Annotated in this window: 16 protein-coding genes; 12 read left to right on the top strand and 4 right to left on the bottom strand. The window is 56.3% G+C overall.

What is annotated here, in order from left to right:
• Positions 1–13: 13 nt before the first annotated feature.
• The 4 genes from P2R09_RS20075 to mutH form a co-directional block, all read right to left on the bottom strand.
• The gene (locus P2R09_RS20075; protein ID WP_275772289.1) at positions 14–1054 is read right to left on the bottom strand and encodes an NADP(H)-dependent aldo-keto reductase; all 1041 of its coding nucleotides are present in this window, start codon (positions 1052–1054) and stop codon (positions 14–16) included.
• Positions 1055–1194: 140 nt separating this feature from the next.
• Entirely contained in the window at positions 1195–1413 is a 219-nt protein-coding gene (locus tag P2R09_RS20070) for a YgdI/YgdR family lipoprotein (protein ID WP_003853956.1), read from the bottom strand.
• A 118-nt stretch (positions 1414–1531) separates the two neighbouring features.
• Positions 1532–2242, bottom strand: a complete 711-nt coding sequence (locus P2R09_RS20065) for a TerC family protein (protein WP_008925658.1) — start codon at positions 2240–2242, stop codon at positions 1532–1534.
• Positions 2243–2341: 99 nt separating this feature from the next.
• Positions 2342–3019, bottom strand: a complete 678-nt coding sequence (gene mutH / locus P2R09_RS20060; RefSeq protein ID WP_078804927.1) for a DNA mismatch repair endonuclease MutH — start codon at positions 3017–3019, stop codon at positions 2342–2344.
• A 684-nt stretch (positions 3020–3703) separates the two neighbouring features.
• Here mutH and rppH point away from each other — a divergent pair.
• From rppH to recD, 12 genes are all read left to right on the top strand, one after another.
• Positions 3704–4231: an RNA pyrophosphohydrolase gene (gene rppH, locus P2R09_RS20055; RefSeq protein ID WP_275772285.1), complete on the top strand. Its 528-nt coding sequence runs from the start codon at positions 3704–3706 to the stop codon at positions 4229–4231.
• Positions 4232–4243: 12 nt separating this feature from the next.
• Entirely contained in the window at positions 4244–6490 is a 2247-nt protein-coding gene (gene ptsP / locus P2R09_RS20050) for a phosphoenolpyruvate--protein phosphotransferase (protein ID WP_003853951.1), read from the top strand.
• Positions 6491–6632: 142 nt separating this feature from the next.
• Positions 6633–7514: a prolipoprotein diacylglyceryl transferase gene (lgt, locus tag P2R09_RS20045; protein WP_003853950.1), complete on the top strand. Its 882-nt coding sequence runs from the start codon at positions 6633–6635 to the stop codon at positions 7512–7514.
• Entirely contained in the window at positions 7511–8305 is a 795-nt protein-coding gene (gene thyA, locus P2R09_RS20040) for a thymidylate synthase (protein ID WP_008925655.1), read from the top strand. Before lgt ends, thyA begins: the two co-directional genes overlap by 4 nt.
• A 191-nt stretch (positions 8306–8496) precedes the next feature.
• Positions 8497–8967, top strand: coding sequence for a prepilin-type N-terminal cleavage/methylation domain-containing protein (locus P2R09_RS20035; RefSeq protein ID WP_275772282.1), 471 nt, complete (start codon positions 8497–8499; stop codon positions 8965–8967).
• Entirely contained in the window at positions 8958–9491 is a 534-nt protein-coding gene (locus P2R09_RS20030) for a prepilin peptidase-dependent protein (RefSeq protein WP_275772280.1), read from the top strand. The genes P2R09_RS20035 and P2R09_RS20030 overlap by 10 nt, the downstream gene beginning before the upstream one ends.
• Entirely contained in the window at positions 9488–9892 is a 405-nt protein-coding gene (locus P2R09_RS20025) for a DUF2509 family protein (protein WP_275772278.1), read from the top strand. Before P2R09_RS20030 ends, P2R09_RS20025 begins: the two co-directional genes overlap by 4 nt.
• Positions 9843–10178, top strand: coding sequence for a prepilin-type N-terminal cleavage/methylation domain-containing protein (locus P2R09_RS20020; protein WP_275772276.1), 336 nt, complete (start codon positions 9843–9845; stop codon positions 10176–10178). Before P2R09_RS20025 ends, P2R09_RS20020 begins: the two co-directional genes overlap by 50 nt.
• Positions 10179–10279: 101 nt before the next feature.
• Positions 10280–13657 (top strand): exodeoxyribonuclease V subunit gamma, encoded by a 3378-nt coding sequence (recC, locus tag P2R09_RS20015; protein WP_275772274.1) that lies wholly within the window; start codon positions 10280–10282, stop codon positions 13655–13657.
• Positions 13658–13763: 106 nt separating this feature from the next.
• Positions 13764–16655: a pitrilysin gene (gene ptrA / locus P2R09_RS20010; protein WP_275772272.1), complete on the top strand. Its 2892-nt coding sequence runs from the start codon at positions 13764–13766 to the stop codon at positions 16653–16655.
• Positions 16652–20191, top strand: coding sequence for an exodeoxyribonuclease V subunit beta (recB, locus tag P2R09_RS20005; RefSeq protein WP_275772270.1), 3540 nt, complete (start codon positions 16652–16654; stop codon positions 20189–20191). Before ptrA ends, recB begins: the two co-directional genes overlap by 4 nt.
• On the top strand, positions 20188–22029 hold the full coding sequence (gene recD, locus P2R09_RS20000; protein ID WP_275772268.1) for an exodeoxyribonuclease V subunit alpha: 1842 nt from the start codon (positions 20188–20190) through the stop codon (positions 22027–22029). The genes recB and recD overlap by 4 nt, the downstream gene beginning before the upstream one ends.
• Positions 22030–22051 lie beyond the last annotated feature (22 nt).

Raw genomic sequence — 22051 nt, 5'->3', positions numbered from 1 at the left:
GGCAAAGGCGCACTTATGGCGCCGGATAGGTATAGCGACGATGAATCGCCTCAATACCTTCCAGAATCTCGGCATTTAAGGTCAGATTGAAACTGTCGATATTAATCTGCAGCTGTTCAAGCGTGGTGGCACCCAGCAGTGTGCTGGCCACAAACGGCTGCTGACGCACATAGGCTAAAGCCATCTGCGATGGGTCAATCTGATGCTGTTGCGCTAACGCCACATATTCTGCAACGGCCTGCTGTGATTGCTCGCCGCTGTAGCGGGTAAAGCGGCTGAACAACGTGTTACGTGCGCCCGCAGGCTGCGCGCCATTCAGGTATTTGCCACTTAGCGTACCAAATGCCAGGCTGGAATAGGCCAGCAGCTCCACGCCTTCATGCTGGCTGATTTCGGCCAGACCCACTTCAAAGCTGCGGTTCAGCAGGCTGTAGGGGTTCTGAATGCTGACAATGCGCGGCAGCTCATGCTTCTCTGCCAGTTGCAGATAACGCATCACGCCCCATGCCGTTTCATTCGACACACCAATATAACGAATCTTACCGGCGCGCACCTGTTCGGCCAGCGCTTCCAGCGTCTCCAGCAGTGTGACCTGTGCGGTGGTTTCGCTGTACTGATAGCCAAGCTTGCCAAAAAAGTTGGTCTGACGCTGAGGCCAGTGCAGCTGGTAAAGATCAAGGTAGTCGGTATTCAGGCGCTTCAGACTGGCATCAAGCGCGGCACGGATATTTTTACGGTTCAGCGCCATATCCGGGCGAATGGACGCATCATTGCCGCGCGACGGTCCGGCGACTTTACTGGCCAGAATGATTTTGTCGCGGCTGCCGCGCTGTTTGAGCCAGCTGCCAATATATTGTTCAGTCAGACCCTGGGTTTCCGGGCGCGGTGGCACCGGATACATCTCGGCAGTATCAATAAAGTTGATGCCGGAACGGAGTGCTAAATCCAGTTGAGCATGGGCGTCGGCTTCGCTGTTCTGTTCGCCAAACGTCATGGTACCCAATCCCAGCTGACTCACTTCCAGCGTGCTGTGAGGAATACGATGATAGTGCATTGCCAGCTTCCTTTTCTTTATGGAATGGAATGTTGTGTTCTCAGGGACTATAGCGCGAGCAATGGCGGGGAAGGAAGGGGGAAAAGTCGGGGAAATCGCCTGCCAGCGGGGAATTGATGGCAGGCGATTATACAGGGCACTTAACGTTCAATGATTGTTGAAACCTCATCGCTGTTAATCTGCACCATGTGACCCGTCTGATCCGTGTACTCAACCAGACCGGTCTCTTTATCAATGCTTGGCTTACCTTCGGTCATAATCATACGACCATCTTTAGTCGCCATGACATAATCAGAACTGCATCCACTTAAGAATGCTGCGGTTACCATCACCAGTGCTACTCCTGCCAACCCTTTCATCACGCCTTATCCTCACAAATGGTCACGTGCAAACAGTGTAGTAATAAATGTTTTTGCCGGCAGGGTTAATCGCAGAAATCTGAAAGTAACCGGGCGAGCAGGCTCGCCCTTGACTTTATCAGGCGTGCTTTTTCTTACTGCGCATCAGGTTAAGACACTCAACCGCCATCGAAAAGAACATCGCGAAATAAATGTAACCTTTTGGTACATGGACCGCAAAACTCTCCAGAATCAGGGTAAAACCGACCAGAATGAGGAAGGAGAGGGCCAGCATTTTCACCGACGGATGGCGTTCAACAAACTCACCAATGGCGCGCGCGGCGAACATCATCATCAGCACCGCAATGACGACGGCTGCCATCATAATGAACAGATGATCGGAGAGGCCGATAGCGGTGATAACAGAGTCGAGACTGAAAATAATGTCGAGCATCATAATCTGTACAATCGCGCCGAGGAACGAATGAACGCGGGTGTTATGTTCGCCTTCACTGCCTTCGATCGTTTCATGGATCTCCATGCTCGATTTCCACAGCAGGAAAAGTCCACCAAACAGCAGAATCAGATCGCGCGCTGAAAACGCATGATCCATCAGCGTAAACAGCGGATTAGTCAGACGGGCAACCCATGCAATTGAGGCCAGCAGGCCAAGACGCATCAGCATCGCGCCCATCAGACCAATGCGACGTGCGCTGGCTTGCTGGTGCTTTGGCAGTTTAGCGACCACCAGCGACAGGAAAATGATGTTATCAATACCCAGCACCACCTCAAGGATGGTCAGGGTGCCCAGCGCCAGCCAGGCGTTGGGATCAGCAATCCACTCAAACATACCGACATTCAATCCTAAACGAAAAGTAAACGGCGATTATACGCATTCAATTCACCGATCTCCCACAAAATTGCGATTGATCAGCGCGAGTGGCGCGATTCACAGGAGAAAATGCCGCGCCAGCAGTGGTCCGGTGAAGCTCTTTTTGAGGTAGAAGCCGCGCGGCAAGGTCATAATTGGCTGGCCCTGATCGCCAATACCTTCTGTCAGCGCCTTACTGTTGGCGGCTTTCGGGCGGATTTGCAACCAGGCACCATGCCGTGCGGTAATCTGCTCAACGCGTCCCAGTACAATCATATCCATCAACTCTTCCCAGTCCTGACGCAGCATCTCATCTTCTTCTGCATCCGGGCTCCATAACAGCGGCGCGCCCACACGACGTTCCCGCAGCGGAATCTCACGCCCGCCTTCAACCGGAATCCACAACACCCGCGCCAGTTTATGGCGCACATGACTGGTGAGCCAGGTGACGCCGCTGTTGCCGGTTAGCGGGGCGACGCAGACAAAGGTGGTTTCCAGCGGTTTTCCCTGCGCATCAATCGGGATGGTTTTCAGTTCGATACCCAGATGGGCAAAGTCCTGTTCCGCCTTGCTGCCCGCGCTGGCACCAAGATGTAACTCCAGCAGCATGCCGACCCAGCCTTTATCACGTTTAAGATCCGCAGGCATGGGCAGCCCGGCGCGAGCGGCCAGCGTTTCCAGTGTTAATCCGGCTAAATCCTGCGCACGCGCCAGCAGGCTGGCTTCATCGTCAGGTGGTCCTGGCAGGTAACTCATGTTGATAACTCGCAATGATTAAAATTTGTACAGTTGAGGGTGAGGAAATCCTTTCACTAAAATTCACCGCATCAGGGATCGATAATAACATGATAGATCGCACTTTTTTTAACGGATAACCCTTGCGCCATCATCAGGCAGGCATTGTTATCCCAGCTTACGCGCAACAATGAACAGGATCTCCATCCCGGTTATCCACAGAAAAATGGGATAACCCCCGTATTAGTGCGGTACTGGTTCCATTTACAGCCTTGACTTTTCTTTGTTTGAGCATAATTTCGCCGCTCTGACCTAACCCTGAGCGATTATCTGTGGATAAAAAAGGGTGTGGTTATATTTTAATCAATTGTCAGTTGTCGCGAGAATATTGGCAGTTTATGAAAGTCTCAGGGAGAGCCAGAATGATTTATTTCCATTAAATATCATAATGATGACTTACTGTTTCTTTTGAGTCCTTCTGCGAGCAGTGAAAATGTTATTCAGTTAACTCCCGCGTTCTGCACAAAGCTATCCACAGAAAAAGTGAATAAGATCGATCTTTTTCACGCTGTTTGTTTATAACTTTGCCGTTTTCTGTGAGTTATCCCGCATTTGATGGTCTGATACCCCATGAATCCAGTGGTTTACCGCCTGTAAGGAGTGTGAAACAATCAGCCCATTCAAATTTTGCTTTGAGGTAGTCCGGTGATCGATGATGATGGCTACCGCCCGAATGTTGGTATCGTAATCTGTAACCGGCAGGGACAAGTGTTATGGGCCAGGCGCTTTGGACAGCACTCCTGGCAATTTCCTCAGGGAGGCATCAATCCCGGTGAAACCGCAGAACAGGCGATGTATCGCGAACTGTTCGAAGAAGTCGGATTACATCGGCAAGATGTTCGAATACTTGCCTCTACCCGCAACTGGTTACGTTACAAGTTGCCAAAACGTTTGGTGCGTTGGGACACAAAGCCGGTATGTATCGGCCAGAAACAAAAGTGGTTTCTTCTGCAGTTAATGTGTAATGACGCGGATATCAATGTGCAGCGCAGCAGCACGCCTGAATTTGATGGCTGGCGCTGGGTCAGCTTCTGGTATCCGGTGCGTCAGGTTGTCTCCTTCAAGCGCGATGTTTATCGTCGGGTGATGAAGGAATTCGCTGGCGTGGTGATGTCTATGCAGGAGAGTGCGGGGCAGCGAAATAATACTGCCCATCGTCGTAAGAGAGGATAGGCCACGCCCTTTATGCTCACTCAGTTGCGTGAAATTGTAGAAAAAGTGGCGAGTGCGCCGCGTCTCAATGAAGCACTCGACATCCTGGTCAATGAGATCTGTCTGGCGATGGATACGGAAGTCTGTTCCGTTTACCTCGCCGACCAGGACCGTCGCTGCTATTACCTGATGGCGACGCGCGGACTCAAAAAACCGCGTGGCCGCACCGTAACGCTGGCTTTTGACGAGGGTATCGTCGGTTTAGTGGGCCGTCTGGCCGAACCGATTAACCTTGCTGACGCCCAAAGCCATCCCAGCTTCAAATATATCCCCGCAGTGAAAGAGGAGCGCTATCGCTCCTTCCTCGGCGTGCCGGTTATCAGCCGCCGCCAGCTCCTTGGCGTGCTGGTGGTGCAGCAGCGCGAACACCGTCAGTTTGATGAAAGCGAAGAGTCATTTCTGGTCACGCTGGCTACGCAGATGGCGGCTTTGCTGTCGCAATCTCAAATGGGCCAGCTGTTTGGACAGTTCCGACAGACCCGGGTGCGTGCGATTGCGGCAGCGCCTGGCGTGGCGGTGGCACCAGGCTGGGTCGATGAGACGCAGCCTCTGCTCGATCAGGTCTCAGCTGCCTCAACGCTGGATGTTCATCGTGAACGTGAGCGTCTGTCGCTCGCCATGAGCGAAGCAACCAATGAATTTCGCCGTTTCAGCAAACGTTTCAGCGCCAGCGCACAAAAAGAGAGCGCGGCCATTTTCGATCTCTACTCTCACCTGTTAACCGATGCCCGTCTGAAGAAAGATCTGTTCGATGAGATCGAGCGCGGATCGGTCGCGGAATGGGCGGTGAAACAGGTGATCGAGAAGTTTGCTGAACAGTTCGCGAGCCTGACTGACAACTACCTGCGTGAACGTGCAGGCGATCTGCGGGTACTGGGCCAGCGTCTGCTATTCCACCTCGATGACACCCTGGTCGGCACCAATGCCTGGCCGGAACGTTTTGTGCTGGTGGCTGATGAGCTGACCGCCACGACCTTAGCTGAGCTGCCGCAGGAGCGGCTGGCGGGCGTGGTGGTGCGTGACGGTGCAGCTAACTCCCATGCGGCGATCCTGACCCGCGCGATGGGGATCCCGACAGTCATGGGCGCTGACATCCAGCCTCATCAGCTCAACAAACGCCTGCTGATCGTCGACGGTTATCGCGGTGAGCTGCTGATCGATCCTGAGCCGGTGCTGGTCCAGGAGTATCAGCGGCTGATCAGCGAAGAGAACGCGCTGAGCAAAATGGCGGAAGGCGTGGTCGATCAGCCGGGTGAGCTGAAAAGTGGCGAGCGCGTGCAGGTGATGCTCAACGCTGGCTTAAGCCCGGAACATGAGCAGACGGTGGGCGACTGGGTGGATGGCATCGGTCTCTACCGCACCGAAATCCCGTTTATGCTGCAGAATGGCTTCCCGTCGGAAGAGGAGCAGGTGGCTCAGTATCAGGGTATGTTGCAGCTGTTTCGCAACAAGCCAGTGACGCTGCGAACGCTGGATGTGGGTGCCGATAAACAGCTGCCTTACATGCCGATCAGTGAAGAGAATCCCTGCCTGGGCTGGCGCGGCATTCGCCTGACGCTGGATCAGCCGGAAATCTTCCTGGTGCAGGTACGCGCAATGCTGCGCGCCAACGCCGCCTCTGGCAACCTCAGTATTCTGCTGCCGATGATCAGTCATATCGACGAAATCGATGATGCAAAAGAGCTGATCGATCGCGCCGGTCGCGAAGTGGAAGAGATGCTGGGCTTCCCGATTCCCAGACCGCGAATCGGGATCATGATCGAAGTGCCGTCGATGCTGTTTATGATCCCGCATCTGGCGTCACGCGTCGATTTTGTCTCGGTCGGCACCAACGACCTGACGCAGTATCTGCTGGCGGTGGACCGCAATAACACCCGTGTTGCAAACCTTTATGACTCGCTGCATCCGGCGATGCTGCGCGCGCTGAATGCGATTGCACAGGAAGCCCGCCTGGCCAATCTGGAATTGTGCCTGTGTGGTGAAATGGCGGGCGATCCGATGTGTGTCGCACTGCTGGTTGGCCTGGGTTATCACCATCTCAGCATGAACGGTAAAAACGTACCGCGCGTTAAATACCTGCTGCGCCATCTGGATCACGAAGAAGCGCAGAAGCTCAGCGAGCAGGGGATGAAGGCCGACACCGCCACGGAAGTGCGCCATCTGGTCTCGGCTTTTATGGAGCGGCGTGGATTAGGCGGGCTGATTCGCGGTGGTCGTTAGTACCACACCGGCTCAGGCTTTGCGCGTTATCCGCGTTTACATTTGCAAGACAATTCAGAAAACCGGCTGTGCTATTATGCGCAGCCTTAATTTATGTGCCTGACAATGCCCCTTTTCAGGGTTGAAAAATAGACGGTGAATGATGAATAACGGCTATATTGCATTTCCGCAGTTCGATCCGGTGATCTTCTCGCTCGGACCGGTTTCGCTTCACTGGTACGGTTTGATGTATCTGGTGGGCTTTGTTTTCGCCATGTGGCTGGCTGTACGTCGTGCCAATCAGCCTGGCAGCGGCTGGAAAAAAGAGGAAGTTGAGAATCTGCTTTATGCAGGTTTCCTGGGTGTCTTCCTGGGCGGACGTATCGGCTATGTGCTTTTCTACAACTTACCGTTGTTCCTGGAAAATCCACTCTATCTGTTTAAAGTCTGGGATGGCGGCATGTCGTTCCACGGTGGCCTGATCGGGGTGATTGTGGTGATGCTGGTCTTTGCCCGCCGTACCAAACGACATTTCTTCCAGGTTGCTGATTTCATTGCGCCGTTAATCCCGTTTGGTCTGGGTGCCGGTCGTCTCGGTAACTTCATTAACGGCGAGCTCTGGGGCCGTGTCGATCCGGGCTTCCGCTACGCCATGCTGTTCCCGGGCTCCCGCAGCGAAGATGTCGCGCTGGCCGCCACCAATCCACAATATCAGGCGCTGCTCAACACTTATGGCGTACTGCCGCGTCATCCTTCCCAGCTCTATGAACTGGCGCTGGAAGGCGTGGTGCTGTTCATCATCCTGAACCTGTTTATCCGTAAGCCACGCCCGATGGGTAGCGTCTCTGGCCTGTTCCTGATTGGTTACGGCGCTTTCCGTATTATCGTTGAGTTCTTCCGCCAACCGGATGCCCAGCTTGGCCTGTTTGAAGGCGGAATCAGTATGGGACAGATCCTCTCTGTGCCAATGATTGTTGCCGGTATTATTATGATGATCTGGGCGTATCGTCGTCGCCCGCAGCCACAATTTCGCGAGGAAAAATGAAACAGTATCTGGATTTAATGCAACATGTGCTGCACGAAGGCACACCAAAAGCTGACCGTACCGGCACCGGTACGCTTTCAATTTTTGGTCACCAGATGCGTTTCAATCTGCAGGATGGTTTTCCGCTGGTCACCACCAAAAAATGCCATATCCGCTCCATTATTCATGAGCTGCTGTGGTTTCTGAAAGGTGACACCAACATCGCTTATCTCAGGGAAAACAAGGTCTCAATCTGGGATGAGTGGGCGGATGAGAACGGCGATCTCGGCCCGGTCTATGGTAAGCAGTGGCGCAGCTGGGGAACAGCCAGCGGTCAGGAAATTGACCAGTTAAGTCAGGTGATGGAGCAGCTAAAGCGCGATCCTGACTCTCGCCGGATTATCGTGTCTGCGTGGAACGTCGGTGAACTCAGTGAGATGGCGCTGGCTCCCTGCCATGCGTTCTTCCAGTTCTACGTGGCGGACGGCAAGCTCTCCTGCCAGCTTTATCAGCGCTCGTGCGACATCTTCCTTGGCCTGCCGTTTAACATTGCCAGCTATGCGCTGCTGGTGCATATGGTGGCGCAGCAGTGCGATCTGCAGGTGGGCGATTTCGTCTGGACCGGCGGTGATACGCACCTTTACAGCAACCATCTGGAACAGGCGCGTCTGCAGCTGACTCGTGAGCCACGTCCGCTGCCAAAACTTGTTATCAAACGCAAACCGGCATCACTGTTTGATTATCAGTTCGACGATTTCGAGATTGAAGGCTACGATCCGCATCCTGCGATCAAAGCCCCTGTCGCTGTCTGATTTGCGATAGATAGAAAATAACGCCCTGGCAACGTCGCCGGGGCTTTTTTTTGCCTGCAAACCGGCAAATCTGCGGCACCGCTCGTTCTTTTTTGCCACTGTCTGCTGATGGGGCATATTCTCTGCAATGCGCTTTCCAGTCTGCTAAAACACGCCTTGTTTCACCTTTTCATACCCCGCACTCTGCAGTGATGAAAACAGCATACTTACGTGGTTTTACTCTGCCGGAACTGCTGCTGGTGATGGTCGTTGCTGGCATGCTGAGTTTTGCCGCGATCAATGGCTGGCAGCGCTGGCAACAGCGGCAGGCGCTACTTGACAGTGCTCAGCAACTGCAGGGATTCCTGCTACGGCTGCGCGCCCAGGCCAACAGGCAGAATAGCGACCTGGTGCTATGGTCACTGCCTGGCGAGCCCTGGTGTGTCGGTGCCGGACGCCGGCCTGTGACGGGTTGTGGCCAGGGGAAACGGCTGCATTTCATCGCGCCGCACCCGGATGTTGTGCTCTATGGCATCCGGGGTGAACCGGGTTTCTATGGCCGCCGCAATGTCGCCAGAGCGGGCAGCATTGAACTGGGAAATCGCGCCGGACGCATCCGTCTGATTATCTCAGCCAGAGCCCGTATTCGCCTCTGCATGATCGATGAGGAAACATGCCGTTGAAAATCGCAGGATTCAGCCTGCTGGAGATGCTGATCGCCATGGCAATCAGCGCCGTCATCATGCTCAGCGTTGGCCGTTTTCTGCCATTGCTGCTGGCAGAGAACGCGGGTGTGCTGCAACGGGCACAGCTGCGTCAGGAGTTACAGCAGATGATGGCAACGCTGGAAAAGTCGGTGCGGCGTGCGGGTTATTGTCACGGAGAGTGTGGCAAGGGGGCACTGAAAATCAGTGAAAATTGCCTGCTGCTGCGCTGGGATGAAAACAGCAACGGTCAATGGGAAGGGGTGGGCCATGCCGAGAGTGACTATTACGGTTATCGCCTGCGACAACAGCAGCTTGAGATTCAGCGTGGTGTTGATCAGTGTCAGTCAGCAGGCTGGGAGCGGCTCTCCGATCCCGCGTTTATGACGCTGGAGCAGTTCAGCGTGAGCCAGCAGGGCAGGCAGGTCAGGATCGTGTTGCAGGGTCGGGCCGGTCGCTGGCTTGAAACCGTGGAGAGCTGGGTTGAGGGAGAGAACCTGTGAAGCAGCGAGGCAGCAGCGCCATGGGCATGGTGTTAATGATTATGGTCATCGGGAGTTTTACGCTGCACGCCAGCCGAAAGATGTCAGAGCAGGGAATGCGACTGCTGGCCGATGAGCAGCAGTTTGTGCAGGATTTCTGGCGGGCGCAGTCGGCGCTGCAATGGGGTTTATCCCTGAGCTGGCCAGCCAGTGAGGCGGCCCGCTGTCAGCAGGATGATCGCCAGGGCTGGCGCAGCTGTTTACAACGAGGAGAAAAGGATGAAGGTCTGCTCAAAGGTGAGGCAAGCGGCAGTGGCATGGCGGTCTGGCATTGGGTCCGGCTACAAGGCAATCAGATTACCGCGTTGCCGCATGGCTGGATCGACTATTGCCCGCTCACGCCTCCGGCAGCCTGTTTGTAAGCGCGATGGATTCAGCCTGCCGGAAGTGTTGTTTGCTCTGCTGTTAATGGCATTAAGCAGCAGCACCCTGTTGCACTATCATCGCGCACTGGCAGTGGGATTCAGCCAGCAATGGTATCAGCGTGAGGCATGGCGGGTTGCTGAGCAACGTCTGGCAGGGCATGAAGTGGCAGGCTGGAAATCCACGCTGCAAGAGCAGAGCAGTCCCTCAGGCTGCACTCTGGAGCGGGCTGACGTAACGGGGCCTTATCAGCGTAGTGCCAGCCTGACACGCCTGCGTTGTTAAACGTCGCGGGTCGCCCTTTTGATGGGTTTCAACGGCGATACGCGGTAAAGTGAGAGTGCCGCAATACCGCAGTCATGTTCTGAGTTATCACAGGAGTTTTCATGTTTCACGTTTATCACTCAAATCAGCTTGATGTTCTGAAAATTCTGGCGGCTGCGGTGATTAAACATGATCCTCTTGATGATCCTTTCGCCTCAGAAATGGTGCTGGTGCAGAGCCCGGGGATGGCGCAGTGGCTGCAAATGGAGCTGGCGCAAACCTTTGGTATTGCGGCCAATATCGAATTCCCGCTGCCTGCCAGTTTTATCTGGGAGATGTTCGTCCGCGTTCTGCCTGATATTCCGGTTGAAAGTGCCTTCAGTAAGGCAAGCATGGGCTGGAAGCTGATGCACCGGCTGCCGGTGATGCTGGAGCAGGAAGAGTTCACCTCTTTACGCCACTATCTCCATGACGACGGGGATAAGCGAAAGCTGTTTCAGCTCAGCGCCCGCGTAGCCGATCTGTTCGACCAGTATCTGGTCTATCGCGCCGACTGGCTCAATAGCTGGGAGCGTGGCGAAACCATTGAGGGGCTGGGCGAGGCGCAGCGATGGCAGGCCGCACTGTGGCGCGATCTGGTGAGTTATACCCAGGCGCTGGGTCAGCCTGAGTGGCACCGTGCCAACCTCTATTCACGATTCATCCAGACGCTCGGGCAGGCGAAAAGCACGCCGGAAAATCTGCCCAAACGCGTCTTCATCTGTGGCATCTCTGCGCTGCCGCCGGTTTACCTGCAGGCGTTGCAGGCGCTGGGACGGCACATCGACATCCATCTGCTGTTCACCAATCCCTGCCGCGATTACTGGGGCGACATTCAGGACTATGCGTTTCTGGCAAAACTGCAAAGCCGTCAGCGCCGACGTCATGGTGCTGATGAATCTCGCGGACTCTTCCGGGATGCAGAGCAGGCACCCGCGCTGTTTAACGACGCGGGTGAACAGCAGCTGACCAATCCGTTGCTCGCCTCATGGGGCAAGCTTGGGCGCGATAACCTGTTTCTGCTCAGTCAGATGGACTCTAACGACGATATCGATGCGTTTGTGGATGTCGAGCCAGACAACCTGCTGCACTGCATGCAGCACGATCTTCTCAATCTGCAGGATAACGCCGTTATCGGCTTGAATGCGGCGGAACTGGCGCACAGCGATCAGAAGCGCTGCCTGGATCCGGCGGATCGCTCAATTGCGGTGCAGGTCTGTCACAGTGCGCAGCGTGAAGTTGAAGTATTGCAGGATCATCTGCTGGCGATGATGGAGGCCGATCCGACGCTGAAAGCGCGTGACATCATCGTCATGGTGGCGGATATCGACGCCTACGCCCCGTTTATTCAGGCTGTGTTCGCCAACGCACCTGTCGATCGCTATCTGCCGTTTGCCATTTCAGATCGCCGTGCCAGTCAGGCGCATCCGGCCATTGTCGCGTTTCTTCATCTGCTGGCACTGCCGGACAGCCGTTTTGTCTCAGAGGATGTACTGGCGCTACTGGATGTTCCGGCGCTGGCCTCCCACTTCGCCATTGATGAAAGCGGCCTGCGCTTACTGCGGCGCTGGGTCAGCGAATCGGGTGTGCGCTGGGGGCTGGATGATGCCAGTGTTGAAGCCCTGTCTCTTCCTGTCACCGGGCAGCACACCTGGCGTTTTGGCCTGCAGCGTATGCTGCTGGGCTATGCGATGGAGAGCCACAATGGAGACTGGGAGGGGATTCTGCCTTATGACGAGTCGGGTGGTCTGGCAGGCGAACTGGCGGGCCATCTCGCAGAGCTGCTCTCCCGGCTTAATCACTGGCGACAGCGGCTGGCTGAACCGCGGCCACTGGCGGCCTGGCTGCCCCTGTGCCGGGAACTGCTGAACGCCTTTTTCAGCCCCGATGCAGAAACCGAGGCCGCCTTGCTGCTGGTGGAAGAGCAGTGGCAGCAATTGATTGAATATGGCATGGATGCACGGTTTGAAGAGGCGATTCCGGTGGCGCTGTTGCGCGATGATCTGCGTAGCCGGCTTGATCAGCAACGCATCAGCCAGCGATTCCTGGCAGGACAGATTAACTTCTGTACCCTGATGCCGATGCGCTCCATCCCTTTTCAGCTGGTCTGTTTGCTGGGCATGAATGACGGCGTCTATCCGCGCACCCTGGCGCCATTAGGCTTTGATCTGATGCAGCAACAGTCCCGCAAAGGCGATCGCAGTCGCCGCGATGATGACCGCTATCTCTTCCTGGAAGCGATGATTTCGGCACAGCGGCAGCTCTATATCAGCTATATCGGCCGGGCGATTCAGGATAATACGGAACGCTACCCTTCGGTGCTGGTCACAGAATTACTGGAGTACATCGGACAAAGTTTTTATCTGGACGGTGAGGGGCACCTTGAGCTGGATGAAAGTGCTGAACGGGTGCGGATGCATTTGCAGCACCTGCACAGCCGGATGCCCTTTGCTGCGGAGAACTTTAAGCCGGCGGCCAGACTGCAGAGTTTCGCGCGTGAATGGCTGCCTGCCGCGCAGGGGATGGGGCAGCCCCAGCCCGATTTTGTTCAGCCACTTGAGGCGCCGGTAACGGATGCGCTGACACTGGAGGCGCTTCTGCGCTTCTGGCGGCATCCGGTGCGTGCCTGGTTTCATCAGCGGCTTGGCGTGAGCTTCTGGCTGGAGGAGGACGAACTGCCCGACAGCGAGCCGTTTGCGCTCGACAACCTGGAACGTTATCAGATCAACGCACAATTGCTGAATGCTCTGGTCGAAGGCGAGGATACGCAGCGGCTCTATACATACCATCGTGCGGCCGGCAATCTGCCTTATGGCGCCTTCGGTGAGCTGTTCTGGCAGGCGCAGCGTGATGAGATGCAGGAAGTGGCGGCAGAAGTCGTGACGCAACGCAGCGACGGCGAGAGCTGGGAAGTGAATCTGCAACTTGAGCAGGTCAGCTTAACCGGCTGGCTGACACAGGTGCAGGGTGATGGATTACTGCGCTGGCGACCTGGCGTGCTCAATATGAACGACGGACTGCTGCTCTGGCTGGAGCACCTGGTTTACTGCGCGCTGGGAGGCACCGGCAGCAGCCGGATGTTTGGCCGGCAGCAAAGCCGCTGGTGTTTCCTTGCCGTATCGCAACAAGAGGCGATCGCTGCCCTGAATGAGTATGTCGCTGGCTATCTTTCCGGTATGCGTCAGCCGCTGATGCTGCTTAACAGGAGCGGCGGCGCATGGCTCACCGCCAGCTACGACAAAAAAAGTCAGCAGTTGCTGACTGATGAGGCGACTCAGCTCAAGGCGCGCAATCGCCTGCTGACGGCCTGGTCTGGCAACTATCAGGTTGAGGGTGAAGGCAGCGATCCCTATCTGCAACGTCTTTGCCGGGTACTGGATGTGCCACAATTACAACAGATAACTGAGGCGGCACAGCGCTGGTATTTACCGGTGCTGGCTGCACATCAGGATGATGAATAGCCATCAGAAAGCGTTTTGCTAACTGATTCATTACACAGCAATTTTGCTCTGCTTTGAGCCGCCGCGTCCGATATTGGCGGCTTATCGGGAAATGAAAGGGGTTTACATGCGGGTACACGCACGCTGGATAGCGGCGCTAATGTTAAGCCTGGTGGCTTGCACGGCACAGGCGCAGACATCTTCAGGCTGGCAGCCAGTTAACGACACCATTCACAAAAGTGAACAGGATCCTCGTCATTATCAGGCTATCCGGCTGGACAACGGGATGACGGTGTTACTGGTTTCCGATCCTGTGGCGCCGAAATCGCTGGCGGCGCTGACGCTGCCGATAGGATCGCTGGACGATCCCGATCAGCAGGCGGGGCTGGCTCACTACCTTGAGCATATGGTGCTGATGGGCTCAAAACATTATCCGCAACCCGACAATCTGGCTGAATTCCTGAAAAAGCATGGCGGCAGCCACAACGCCAGCACGGCCTCTTACCGCACCGCTTTTTATCTTGAAGTGGAAAACGATTCGCTGGAGCCTGCGGTAGATCGCCTGGCGGATGCCGTGGCCGAGCCGTTGCTGGATCCGGTTAATGCCGACCGTGAGCGCCATGCTGTGAATGCGGAGCTGACCATGGCCCGCTCGCGTGATGGCCTGCGTATGGCACAGGTCGGTGCTGAAACCCTGAACCCGGCACATCCGGCATCACGTTTCTCGGGCGGCAATCTTGAAACCCTGAAAGATAAACCCGGCAGCAAACTGCACCAGGCGCTGCTCGATTTTTACCATACTCATTACTCCGCCAACCTGATGAAGGCGGTGATCTACAGCAATAAACCGCTGCCGGAAATGGCGTCAATTGCAGCTAAAACCTTTGGGCGGGTACAAAATCATAACGCCAGCGTGCCCGACATTACGGTGCCGGTGGTGACCGATGCCCAGCAGGGCGTCATTATTCATTACGTTCCTGCACAGCCGCGCAAGCAGCTTAAAATTGAGTTCCGCATTGCCAACAACAGCGATCGCTTCCGCAGTAAAACCGACACGCTGATTAGCTACTTAATCAGTAATCGCAGTAAAAACACGCTCACCGACTGGCTGCAAAAACAGGGACTGGCCGATGGAGTGAATGCAGGCGCGGACCCAATGACCGAGCGTAATAGCGGCGTGTTTGCTATTACCGTCTCACTCACGGATAAAGGCCTGGCACAGCGTGACGACGTGGTGGCGGCGATCTTCAGCTACATCAATCTGCTGCGTCAGCAGGGCGATGATAAGCGTTATTTCGACGAAGTTTCACACGTGCTGGCACTCGACTTCCGCTACCCCTCTATTACCCGCGATATGGATTATATTGAATGGCTGGTTGATACCATGCTGCGCGTACCGGTGGAAGATACGCTGGATGCACCTTATCTGGCGGATCAGTACGATGCCGCGGCGATCAAATCCCGGCTTGAAGAGATGACCCCGCAGCATGCGCGAATCTGGTACATCAGTCCGCAGGAGCCGCACAATAAAACCGCCTATTTTGTGGAAGCGCCTTATCAGGTTGAGAAGATCACGCCACAAACGTTTGCCGACTGGCAGCAGCGCGCCAGTCAGATTTCGCTGGCGATGCCGGTGCTGAACCCCTATATCCCGGATGACTTCACCCTGTTGCCATCAGACGGTAAAACGTATCAGCATCCGGTGAAGCTGGATAACGAAGATGGTATGCGCATTTACTGGATGCCCAGCCGCTATTATGCCAGCGAGCCCAAAGCGGCCATAACCCTCGCGTTACGTAACCGGCATGCTATCAGCGATGCCCGTCAGCAGGTGCTGTTTGGCCTCAATGACTACCTCTCAAGTCTGGCACTGGACACGTTAAACTCACAGGCCTCGGTGGGCGGCATCAGCTTCTCAACTGGTGAGGATGACGGGCTGGTGTTCAGCGCCAGTGGCTTTACTCAGCGCCTGCCCACGCTGCTGAAGAAACTGGTAGAAGGTTATGCCACCTTCCAGCCGACAGAACAGCAGCTGGCGCAGGCTAAATCCTGGTATCTGGAGCGGCTGGACGCGGCGGAGAAAGGCAAGGCGTTTGAACAGGCGATTCAGCCGATGCAGTTGCTCTCACAGTTGCCTTATACCCAGCGCGAAACCCGTCGCAAGCTGGTGAGCCAGCTCACACTGAAGGATGTAACGACCTATCGCGACTCGCTGTTCCGCGACGCGACCCCGGAGATGCTGGTGGTGGGTAATCTCAGTGCGGAGAGTGTGAAGCAACTGGGACATGAGCTTAAACAGCAGGTGCAGAGTAGTGCGACCCGTGACTGGCACAGCCAGTATGTGGCCATCAAAAAACCGCTGAAAGCCAACCTGCAACAGCAGGGCAGCAGCACTGACTCCGCCCTTGCCGCGCTCTATGTTCCACTGGGATACAGCGAATATCAGAGCATGGCGCACAGTTCTATGCTGAGTCAGATTGTGCAGCCCTGGTTCTACAATCAGTTGCGCACCAAAGAACAGCTCGGCTATGCCGTCTTTGCCTTCCAGATGCCAGTGGGCCGTCAGTGGGGCATCGGTTTCCTGCTGCAGAGTAATAGCAAGCAACCGGGCTGGCTATTGCAGCGCTATCAGGCCTTCTATCCGCAGGCAGAAAAGCGTCTTCGCAGCATGAGTCAGGCAGACTTTGTTCAGTATCAGCAGGCGATGATCAATGATTTGCAGCAGCGTCCTCAGACGCTCTTTGAGGAAGCGGACCGTTATAGCCGCGACTTTGATCGACAGAATGATCTGTTTAACACCCGGCAAAAAATGGCCGAGCAGGTGGCGCTCTTAACCCCGGCCAGCCTGGCTGACTTTTTCCGGCAGGCGGTGATCGAACACAAGGGCATGGTGATGACGTCGCAGATTGCCGGCACCGGCAACGGCAAGGTTGAATTTGCCCACCAGCCTGGCTGGAAAACCTGGAAAGAACTGGCGAAACTGCAGCAGTCGCTGCCGGTTAAGAGTGAGACCCAATGACGCAGTTACCGCCCGTATCGCTGAATCCCTTAACGCTGCCGCTCAGAGGCGAGCGGCTGATTGAGGCATCAGCAGGCACCGGAAAAACCTTTACCATTGGTCTGCTCTATCTGCGCCTGCTGCTGGGACTCGGCGGCGAAAACGCGTATAGCCGGCCACTCTCGGTAGAAGAAATTTTAGTGGTGACCTTCACCGAGGCCGCGACGGCGGAGTTACGCGGCCGCATCCGCGAGAATATTCATCAGCTGCGGCTGGCCTGTATTCGCGGCGAAAGCCGCAATCCGATGCACCAGTTGCTGCTGGCGCAGATGCCCGATCTGAGTCAGGCCGCTGCGCAGCTGCTGGCGGCTGAACGCCAGATGGACGAAGCCGCCATCTTCACCATTCACGGCTTCTGTCAGCGAATGCTGAATCTCAACGCATTTGAATCGGGCATGCTATTCGAGCAGGAGTTGATTGAAGATGAACAGGCGCTGCTGAAGCAGTCCACTGCCGATTTCTGGCGGCGTCAGTGCTATCCCCTCAGTCTGGATGTGGCACGGATTATCGCCGAAGAGTGGAGCGGACCCGACAGCCTGCTGACGACACTGCGCCCCTGGCTACAGGGTGAGTCGCCAGTGCTGAAACGGCCGCCCGCTGCCGATGAGGATCTGGCGTCACGTCACGCCCGCAATCTGGCGCGCATCAACGCCATGAAGCAGCAGTGGCAGGCGCTGAGCGCCGATGTTGAAGGGATGATCAGCGCATCTGGCGTTGATAAGCGTAGCTACAACAGTAAACACCTGCCCAACTGGGTCGCCCGCGTCACGCAGTGGGCCAGCAGCGAAACGCGTGATTATCAGCTACCTAAAGAGCTGGAGCGTTTTGGACAGCAGGTGCTTGATGAGAAAACCAAAAAGGGTGAGGCCCCGCGCCATTCGCTGTTTGAGGCTGTTGATAAGTTTCTGTCAGAAACGCTGTCGCTGCGGGATGTGATCATTGCGCAGGCGCTGACCGATGTCCGTGCCACAGTTCAGCGCGAGAAACGGTTACGTGCGCTGTTAGGTTTCGATGACCTGCTCAGTAAGCTGGATGAAGCGTTGCAGCAGCCGGGCGGCGTGTTGCTGGCTGAAACTATCCGGGCGCGTTTCCCGGTGGCACTGATTGATGAATTTCAGGATACCGATCCACAGCAGTATCGCATCTTCCGTACGCTCTATATTAATCAGCCAGAACAGGCGCTGTTTCTGATCGGCGACCCCAAGCAGGCCATCTATGCCTTTCGCGGAGCGGATATTTTTACCTACTTGCGGGCCAGAAACGAAGTCAGTGCTCACTACACTCTTGATACTAACTGGCGCTCTTCACCTGAGATGGTCGAGAGCGTTAACCGCCTCTTTTCGCAGATCGATTCGCCTTTTCTGTTCTCGGCGATCCCCTTTCAGCCGGTAATGCCCGCTGCGCCCAACCAGTCACTGAAGCTGATTTTTGACGAGCAGCAGCAACCGGCGTTACGGTTCTGGCTGCAGCCCGGTGAGGGCGTCGGTAACAGCGATTACCAGCAGTTTATGGCGCAACAGTGTGCGGCGGATATCAGCCGCTGGCTGGTGGCCGGACAGCAGGGACGTGCCTGCCTGGGCAAAGGCGACGCGCTACAGCCAGTGCGGGCTTCTGATATTACCGTGCTGGTGCGCAGTCGCAATGAGGCCGGTTTGATCCGCGACGCGCTGAATGCGTTGTCAATTCCCTCGGTCTATCTCTCCAGCCGGGACAGCGTTTACACCACGCCGGAAGCGCGCGAATTACTCTGGTTACTTCAGGCGATTCAGGCTCCTGAACAGGAACGGCTGCTGCGCAGCGCGCTGGCCACCTCTATTTTTGCTATTGATGCCGCGACGCTGGATGCGCTGACACAGAATGAACGCGAGTGGGATGCGCTGGTGGAGCAGTTTGCCGTCTGGCAGCAATTGTGGCACCAGCGCGGCGTGTTACCGATGCTGCGTGATGTCATGATCAAGCGGCAGCTGGCGGAAAATATGCTGGCCTCGGAGAACGGGGAACGTCGCCTGACGGACCTGATGCATCTGGGTGAACTGCTGCAGGAAGCCTCAGTACAGCTGGAGAGTCCTCACGCTCTGGTGCGTTTTCTGGCGCAGCAGATTGCCCGACCAAACAGCCAGGCCGCCAGCCAGCAGCTGCGTCTGGAAAGCGACCGCCATCTGGTGCAAATCGTCACCATCCACAAATCGAAAGGGCTGCAATATCCCCTGGTATGGCTGCCGTTTGCTGCCGGATTCCGCGAGGCGGCCAGCGCGCTTTATCACGATCGTGACAACTTCACGGCGCTGCTTGATGTGCAGGGCGATGCACAGAGTCTGGCATTAGCCGAAGAGGAGCGTCTGGCGGAAGATTTGCGTCTGCTCTATGTGGCGCTGACCCGCTCGATCTTTCACTGCAGCGTCGGCATTGCACCGCTGATTAAAGGCACCCGAAAAAAAGAGGGCGAAAGCGATCTGCACAAAAGCGCGCTCGGGTATCTGGTGCAGCAGGGTGTGGCGGCGGATGCGCAGCAGCTCAGCCAGAAACTGAATGCGCTGACCGGTGAGGGGATTGCGCTGGTTGAAGCCGATCTGATGCCGGGAGAAAGGTGGCAGGACGCTGAGCACGGCAATGAGGTATTGAGCAGTCGCGACGTGACCCGCGCACTGGCGGATGCCTGGCGGGTCACCAGCTATTCCGGCCTGCAACAGCATCACAGCTCGTCACTTCTTGATGCATTGCCAAACTTCGATATTGATGCGGCGGGCGAGGACGAGAGTGGTGAAGAGGCTGCATTGACACCGCACCATTTTCCGCGCGGTGCGGCGCCGGGCACCTTCCTGCACGGTTTGTTTGAGTCGATCGACTTTACCGAACTGCCGGATCGCGTCTGGCTGGAGGATCAGCTGCAGCATAATGGCTATCCGTCAGACTGGTTACCGGTCCTGGAACAGTGGATTGAGCGGGTATTGCATACGCCGCTTAACGCGGAAGGGCTGACGCTATCGGCAATTAAAAGCAGCGAACGACTGATCGAAATGGAGTTCTATTTGCCGATCAACAATCTGCTGACGGCGGCCGATCTTGACGATCTGCTGCGCCAGCACGACAGCCTCTCTCTGCAGGCCGCCCCGCTGGATTTTCGTCAGGTGCGCGGCATGCTCAAGGGTTTTATCGATCTGGTATTCCGCTGGCAGGGAAAATATTATCTGCTCGATTACAAATCGAACTGGCTGGGCAATAGCCATGCCGCTTACACACCCGAGGCGATGGCGCAGGCCATGATCGGCCACCGTTATGATCTGCAATACCAGCTCTATACGCTGGCGCTGCATCGCTATCTGCAACATCGCCTGCCGGACTACCACTATGAGCAACATTTTGGCGGCGTCTTTTATCTGTTTTTACGCGGGATGGACGGCAGCTCGCCGGACAACGGCATTTTTGCCACCCGACCTGACGAAGCTTTTGTGGAAGCGATCGATGCACTGTTTGGTGAAACCGGGGAGATGCCATGAGTGACATGCTGAGTCTGCTGCAGCAGGCAGTAGAGAAGCGTCTCCTGCGTCCGCTTGATATTCAGTTTGCACAACTCGTGGTGCCGGAATCACAGCCTGCGCGGCTGCTCGCTGCCGCCTGCGTCAGCGCTGAGGCAGGTGAAGGGCACGTCTGTTTTCCGCTGAGCAATCTCTGTGAGGCGCACCTGTTTGCCGGACGTCAGCCTGCGCTGGCCCAGGAGATCTGGCAGGCTGCTGGCGCGCCGGATGACTGGTTATCACACTTCGCTGACTGGCCGGCGGTGAGTGATGGAAGCCGGGTGACGCCACTGGTTCTAAGCAACCAGCGTTTATATCTGCATCGGCTATGGCAAAGCGAAGGTCGCGTTGTCGATTTTTTTGCTGCCCAGGAAGTGAAAACCGCGTTTGATATCCGTGCCGCAGGAGATGTCCTTAACAGCCTGTTTGACGACCAGCCAGAGAACTGGCAGAAAATTGCTGCGGCAGTGGCGCTGACCCGCAAAACGGCAGTCATTTCTGGCGGTCCCGGCACCGGCAAAACCACCACCGTAGCGAAACTGCTCGCCGCCCTGATTCGCCTGAATCCGGGCGCGCTGCGCATCCAGCTGGCGGCACCGACGGGCAAAGCTGCCGCGCGGCTGACCGAGTCACTGGGCAGGGCACTGCAGGATCTGGCCGTCAGCGACGAAGAACGGCAGCGTTTTCCTGCCGAAGCCACTACGCTGCATCGCCTGCTGGGCGCTCAGCCGGATACCCAGCGGCTACGCTACCATGCCGGTAATCCGCTGCATCTGGATGTGCTGGTTGTCGATGAAGCGTCGATGGTCGATCTCTCAATGATGGCAAAACTGATCGCCGCGCTGCCTGCCCATGCCCGCGTGGTGTTTCTGGGCGATCGCGATCAGCTGGCCTCTGTTGAAGCCGGTGCGGTGCTGGGCGATATCTGCCGCTGCACGGAAAGCGGCTACAGCCTGGCGCGGGCAGAACAGCTCGCCCTGCTGACCGGCTGCACGTTACAGGGCAGTGATGATGCGCAGGCACCGGCAGTGCGCGACAGCATCTGCCTGCTGCAAAAGAGTTATCGGTTTGACGCCGCATCCGGCATCGGCCAGCTGGCAAAAGCGATTAATCAGGGTGATGCCGACCAGGTCAGAGCGGTGTTTGCAGCGGCCCATAAAGATGTCAGTTACCAGCCGCTGAACAGCGCGGAAGCGTATCAGGGGATGCTGGACGAAGTCGCACAGGGCTACCAGCCCTTCCTGCAGCTCATCAGGCAGCACGCACCACCCGCTGAGATCATAACCGCTTTTGGTCGTTATCAGCTGTTGTGCGCGTTACGTGACGGACCCTTTGGCGTTCAGGGTCTGAACCAGCGTATTGAGCAGCGACTGATGCAACTGCAGCGCATCCGGCGTCCTGGCATGGGTAGCCGCTGGTATGAAGGTCGTCCGGTGATGATTACCCGAAACGACAGCGCACTCGGCCTGTTTAATGGCGATATCGGCATTACGCTGCGGGATGAAGAGGGCAACCTGAAAGTCTTTTTCCCGCTACCCGATGGGTCGATCAAGGCAATTCAGCCGAGCCGGTTGCCTTCGCATGAAACCGCCTGGGTGATGACGGTGCATAAATCGCAGGGGTCGGAGTTTGATCACACCGCGCTGGTGATGCCCACGCAGTTTCTGCCGGTTCTGACCCGTGAACTGGTCTATACCGCGATTACCCGTGCGCGTAAACAACTGACTATTTACAGTGAACCTGGCGTGTTTCAGCGTGCCGTGCAGCAGCAAACGCAGCGGCGCAGCGGTCTGGTAGAGCGACTGGCGGAAACGCGCTGAGAAGAGAGGGACAGATCACGAT

It is taken from the genome of Pantoea sp. Cr_R13 (assembly GCF_029222565.1).
Taxonomy (GTDB): Bacteria; Pseudomonadota; Gammaproteobacteria; order Enterobacterales; family Enterobacteriaceae; genus Pantoea; species Pantoea eucalypti.
The sequence above is the reverse complement of the archived record's forward strand: the minus strand, read 5'-3'. Positions and strand labels throughout refer to the sequence as shown.

Bases quoted from the DNA above. Each gene is read 5' to 3' on its own strand.
- P2R09_RS20075 (WP_275772289.1), bottom strand. From the start codon at position 1,054: ATGCACTATCATCGTATTCCTCACAGCACGCTGGAAGTGAGTCAGCTG.
- P2R09_RS20070 (WP_003853956.1), bottom strand. From the start codon at position 1,413: ATGAAAGGGTTGGCAGGAGTAGCACTGGTGATGGTAACCGCAGCATTC.
- P2R09_RS20065 (WP_008925658.1), bottom strand. From the start codon at position 2,242: ATGTTTGAGTGGATTGCTGATCCCAACGCCTGGCTGGCGCTGGGCACC.
- mutH (WP_078804927.1), bottom strand. From the start codon at position 3,019: ATGAGTTACCTGCCAGGACCACCTGACGATGAAGCCAGCCTGCTGGCG.
- ptsP (WP_003853951.1), top strand. From the start codon at position 4,244: ATGCTCACTCAGTTGCGTGAAATTGTAGAAAAAGTGGCGAGTGCGCCG.
- lgt (WP_003853950.1), top strand. From the start codon at position 6,633: ATGAATAACGGCTATATTGCATTTCCGCAGTTCGATCCGGTGATCTTC.
- thyA (WP_008925655.1), top strand. From the start codon at position 7,511: ATGAAACAGTATCTGGATTTAATGCAACATGTGCTGCACGAAGGCACA.
- P2R09_RS20035 (WP_275772282.1), top strand. From the start codon at position 8,497: ATGAAAACAGCATACTTACGTGGTTTTACTCTGCCGGAACTGCTGCTG.
- P2R09_RS20030 (WP_275772280.1), top strand. From the start codon at position 8,958: ATGCCGTTGAAAATCGCAGGATTCAGCCTGCTGGAGATGCTGATCGCC.
- P2R09_RS20020 (WP_275772276.1), top strand. From the start codon at position 9,843: ATGGCTGGATCGACTATTGCCCGCTCACGCCTCCGGCAGCCTGTTTGT.
- recC (WP_275772274.1), top strand. From the start codon at position 10,280: ATGTTTCACGTTTATCACTCAAATCAGCTTGATGTTCTGAAAATTCTG.
- ptrA (WP_275772272.1), top strand. From the start codon at position 13,764: ATGCGGGTACACGCACGCTGGATAGCGGCGCTAATGTTAAGCCTGGTG.
- recB (WP_275772270.1), top strand. From the start codon at position 16,652: ATGACGCAGTTACCGCCCGTATCGCTGAATCCCTTAACGCTGCCGCTC.
- recD (WP_275772268.1), top strand. From the start codon at position 20,188: ATGAGTGACATGCTGAGTCTGCTGCAGCAGGCAGTAGAGAAGCGTCTC.